The organism is Longimicrobiaceae bacterium (assembly GCA_035936415.1).
GTDB lineage: Bacteria > Gemmatimonadota > Gemmatimonadetes > Longimicrobiales > Longimicrobiaceae > JAFAYN01.
The window spans coordinates 1-4,200 of the sequence record DASYWD010000365.1 but is presented as its reverse complement, the minus strand read 5'-3'; the positions used below and the strand labels follow the sequence as shown (position 1 = coordinate 4,200).

At 74.4% G+C, this 4,200-nt stretch carries 5 protein-coding genes; all 5 read right to left on the bottom strand.

The window, feature by feature from the left end; translation table 11 throughout:
• Window positions 1–44: 44 nt before the first annotated feature.
• Window positions 45–452 (bottom strand): hypothetical protein, encoded by a 408-nt coding sequence (locus VGR37_14760; GenBank protein HEV2148662.1) that lies wholly within the window; start codon window positions 450–452, stop codon window positions 45–47.
• A gap of 116 nt (window positions 453–568) precedes the next feature.
• Window positions 569–832: a DUF3006 domain-containing protein gene (locus tag VGR37_14755; protein HEV2148661.1), complete on the bottom strand. Its 264-nt coding sequence runs from the start codon at window positions 830–832 to the stop codon at window positions 569–571.
• 5 nt (window positions 833–837) lie between these two features.
• The gene (gene fbp, locus VGR37_14750) at window positions 838–1,863 is read right to left on the bottom strand and encodes a class 1 fructose-bisphosphatase (protein HEV2148660.1); all 1,026 of its coding nucleotides are present in this window, start codon (window positions 1,861–1,863) and stop codon (window positions 838–840) included.
• Window positions 1,864–1,876: 13 nt separating this feature from the next.
• On the bottom strand, window positions 1,877–2,257 hold the full coding sequence (locus VGR37_14745) for a DUF4157 domain-containing protein (GenBank protein HEV2148659.1): 381 nt from the start codon (window positions 2,255–2,257) through the stop codon (window positions 1,877–1,879).
• On the bottom strand, window positions 2,254–4,200 hold a 1,947-nt coding region (locus tag VGR37_14740; protein ID HEV2148658.1), incomplete at its 5' end, for a DNA internalization-related competence protein ComEC/Rec2. The genes VGR37_14745 and VGR37_14740, both read right to left, overlap by 4 nt.

Genomic DNA, 4,200 nt, shown 5'->3' with positions numbered 1-4,200 from the left:
CGCCGGGGCCGCTGCCGTTCTGGAGCCGGTGTGCCGTCCGGGCGTCAGGGGAGCCGTACGGGGCAGCTCCACCCGTAGCGGCCGGCCAGCGTCTCCAGGCGCCCGCAGTTGAGGCAGACGCCGTCCTCGAAGTCGTGGCCGGAGGACGGGCGCTCCCTTACGCCGGAGGAGGGCCGCGGCGTGCGCTCAAGCCGCGGGGGCTCCGACGGGACACCCAGCCAGGAGGTGGAGCCCCCGAGCGCCGGCTCCGACCGGGAGTTGCCGATCACCTCCGGCGCGGGAGCCTGCGGCCCCGATCCAGCCCCGATCCAGGTGGCACCGTTCGAGGCGAACGCATTGCTGATGCACCCCGGGCTGCGGCAGACGTGGCGCGGCGCCCCGCCGTCGAGGCCGGCGGATTCGTCCTCCGCGGCGATCATGGGATTGCGGCAGAGGGGGCAGGTGGGGGGCATGCGGTGAGACTCGACTGGTGGCAGGCGTCTGCGGGGGGTCGACAAACAATCTACAGCGGAGCGCCGGAAAGGTCCACGCCTCCGGGCGGAGGCGGCCCTTCCGCGGCGGCCGGAGCCTATGCCGGGCCGCCCCGCCGGAGGCGGGCGAGAAGGCCGGCGGCTTCCTCGCGCGCCGCCTCCGCGGCAGCGCGGTCGACCTGCAGCTCCACCCGCGCCGCCTCGCCCTCTCCTTCCCTGCGGACGGTCACCACGTCCCCCTCCCGGGTCCCCGCCGGGAGGAGCCAGGCCGGGAGGTCCAGGAAGCGCCCCGCTTCGTCCGCGGCCACCGCGAGGTCGCCCTCGAAGCGGTCCACGACGAGGCGGCGCTCCGGGTCCGGCACGGGCGTCAGGCCACCGCCGCGGCGATCCCCTCGCCGGCAAGGTAGCGCTCCGCCGTCTCCACGAACTCCGCGGTGCCGATGTACAGCGGCGTCCGCTCGTGAAGCGCCGTCGGCTGGACCTCCATGACGCGGCGGGTGCCGTCGGAGGCGCGCCCGCCCGCCTGCTCGCAGATCATCGCCAGCGGGGCGGCCTCGTACAGCAGGCGAAGCTTGCCCTGCGGGCACTTGGCGTCCGCGGGGTACATGAAGATCCCGCCGTACAGCAGGTTGCGGTGGAAGTCGGCCACCAGGGAGCCGATGTAGCGCGAGCTGAACGGCTTCCCGCCCTCGCCGTCGGCCCTCTTGAAGTGGTCCACCAGGCGGCGCTGCTCGGGGGACCACACCGGGTAGTTCCCCTCGTTGACCGAGTAGATGCGCTGGCCCGGCGTGGGGATGCGCATGTTGGGGTGCGAGAGGAGGAACTCGCCGATGGAGGGCTCCAGCGTGAAGCCGTGGACGCCGTTCCCGGTGGTGTACACCAGCATGGTGGACGATCCGTAGACCACGTACCCCGCCGCCACCTGGCGCGTCCCGGGCTGCAGGCAGTCCTCCATGCAGCCGCGCTCGTGGTCGGAGACCTTGCGGTGGATGGAGAAGATGGTGCCCACGGAGACGTTGGCGTCGATGTTGGAGGACCCGTCGAGCGGGTCGTACAGCACGCAGTACTTCCCGGTGGGGAACCGGTCCGGGATGGGGATGAAGTCCTCCTCCTCCTCCGAGGCCATCCCGCACAGGTGGCCGGTGTGGTCGAGCGCCTTGAAGATCACTTCGTTGGCGAACTCGTCCAGCTTCCGGACCTCCTCGCCCTGCACGTTCACCTCGCCGGTCAGGCCCAGGATGTCGTTCAGCCCGGCGCGGCGCACCTCGCGCGCGATCATCTTCGCGGCGAAGGCGATGTCGTAGAGGATGCTGCTGAACGCCCCGGTCGCCTCGGGGAACTGGCGCTCGGCCTCGATGATGTGCCGCTCGATGGTGACTACGGACTTGGCCACGGAGACCTCTGCGTCAGATGGGATGAGTGTCGTGGGCGGCCCGTTCCGCCTCCCTCGCTTCCAGCTCGTAGCGGTTGTTCCAGTACCCGCGGCGCAGGCTCTCCACCGCGTACCGCACCGGGAACCACCGGTCCTGCTCCCACTGCCGGACGTGGGTCAGTTCGTGCACCAGCAGGCGCCGGGACAGGCGCACACCGGGATGGACGACGATGGTACGGCCCAGGGTCACGGCGCCCGCCGGCCCCTTCATCCTCCCCAGGATCCCGCCGATCACCGGGACGAGCCGGCCCTCGCGAAAGGTCACCCCCGCGGGCACGGCCTCCGCCCGCAGCTCCGGGGGCAGGTCCGTGCGCCGGCCCAGCGCCGGCCGCAGCACCATCTCCAGCAGGCTCACGGCTCGAAGCGCTCCCACGCCGCGCCGTCAGCGCGGGCGCGGACGGAGATCGTCCCCTCCCGGTCCGTCCGGGCCACGGGGATCCCCCGCGCCTCCAGCCGGCGCAGAACCACCGGGGCGGGGTGTCCGTAGCGGTTGCGCTTCCCGGCGGAGACCACCACCAGCTCGGGGCGCAGCGCGTCCAGGAGCGCGTCCGAGGTGGACGTCCGGCTCCCGTGGTGCCCCGCCTTGAGGAGCTGGGCCCGCAGCCCGCCGGGGTGCCGCGCCAGGACCGCGGCTTCCTCCTCCTCGCCCGCGTCGCCCGTCAGCAGCGCCGAAAGGGCGCCGGAACGGATGTGCATGACCGTGCTAATCTTGTTGGCGTCCGTAACCGCGTCAAGCGGGCCCGGGCGCGGCCAGAGGAACTCCACCGTCACCCCGTCCAGCGCCAGGGTGCGCCCCTCGCGGGCTGCGGCCCAGGGGACGCCGCGCGCCTCGGCGGCGCGCAGCGTCTCCAGGTACCACGGGGTCGGCGCCGGGAGCCCGGGATCGATCACCCGCCCCACCTCCAGCGCGTTCAGCACCGCCGGGGCGCCGCCCACGTGGTCGGCGTGCGGGTGGGTGAGGACCAGCGCCTCCAGCCGCCGCACGCCCCGCGCGCGCAGGAACGGGAGCACCCGCCGCTCGCCCGCGTCCCACCCTTCGTCGCGCGGGCCGGCGTCCACCAGGATCCAGCGGTCGGCCGGCGTGCGGATGGCGACGGCATCCCCCTGCCCCACGTCGATGAAGTGCACCTCCACCCCCCCGCCGCCCGCGCTCGCCGCCAGGGCGGGAAGCCCCAGGAAGGCGGCGCACGCCGCACCCGTCGCCACGGTCCAGCGGACCCGGGCCCGGAGCTTCGCCCCGGCGTCCAGCGCGAGGAGCACGGCCACGGCCACCGCGGCCCAGAGCCACCCCTGCGGCGGCGCGACGGCGCGGTGCCCGCCCGGGAGCTCGGCGGCGTGCCGCGCCACCCCGCCGAGCAGGTCGAGCGCAAGGCCGGTGCCATCCGCAAACATCCGTCCCAGCGGCGGAACGACCGGCTCCACGACCGCCGAGATGCCCACGCCGATGAGCGCGAGCGAGGTCAGCGGGATCGCGGGGAGGTTCGCGAGGATGGAGACCGGGGCGACCTGTCCGAAGTGGTAGGCCGTGAAGGGCGCAGTGGCGACGAAGGCGGCCAGGCTCACCACCATCGACTCCAGCGCCCACCGGGACGCCGGGTGCTCGCGCCAGGCGGGCGGCACCCGTTTCAGCATCGCCCCGCGGAGCAGCAGGATACCCAGCACGCCCGCGTACGACAACTGGAACCCAGGGTGGAGGACGGCGGCGGGGTCGAAGGCGAGGATCGCCAGCGCGGACGCGGCGACGATCGGCAGGGAGGCGGAGGGGCGCTGCAGCAGCACGGCGACCAGCCCGAGCCCCACCATGATCCCCGCCCGCACCGCCGACGCCGGCGCGCCGATCAGGGCGAGGTAGAGCCCGACGAGCGCCAGCGTCGCCCAGGTCACCTGCGTCCTCCCGAGCCGCGCGACGGTGCCGAGGACCATCAGCACCGCCGCGATCAGCGCGACGTGCGTCCCCGAGATGGCCAGCAGATGGACGAGGCCCGACTTCGCGAAGCGCTCCCGCAGCTCCCGGTCCAGCCCCTCGCGCCGGCCGAGCAGGAGCGCGTCCGCCATCGCCCCGTGCCGGGGGAAGACGTGGTGCAGGTGGGCCTCGGTGCGCCCGCGGAGCGCGAGGAAGGGGTGCACCGCGAGCGAGGGCGGGGCCCGCACCGCGACTTCCCGCGCCTCCAGCACCCCGGCGAAGGAGGGGTCGTGCGGCCACCTCGCCGGACCCGACGGCGCCGGGTAGCGCGACCAGGTGCCGCGGACGACCATCTCCGTCCCCGCGCGCAGCGGCGCCGCGTCGCGGGGCAGGCG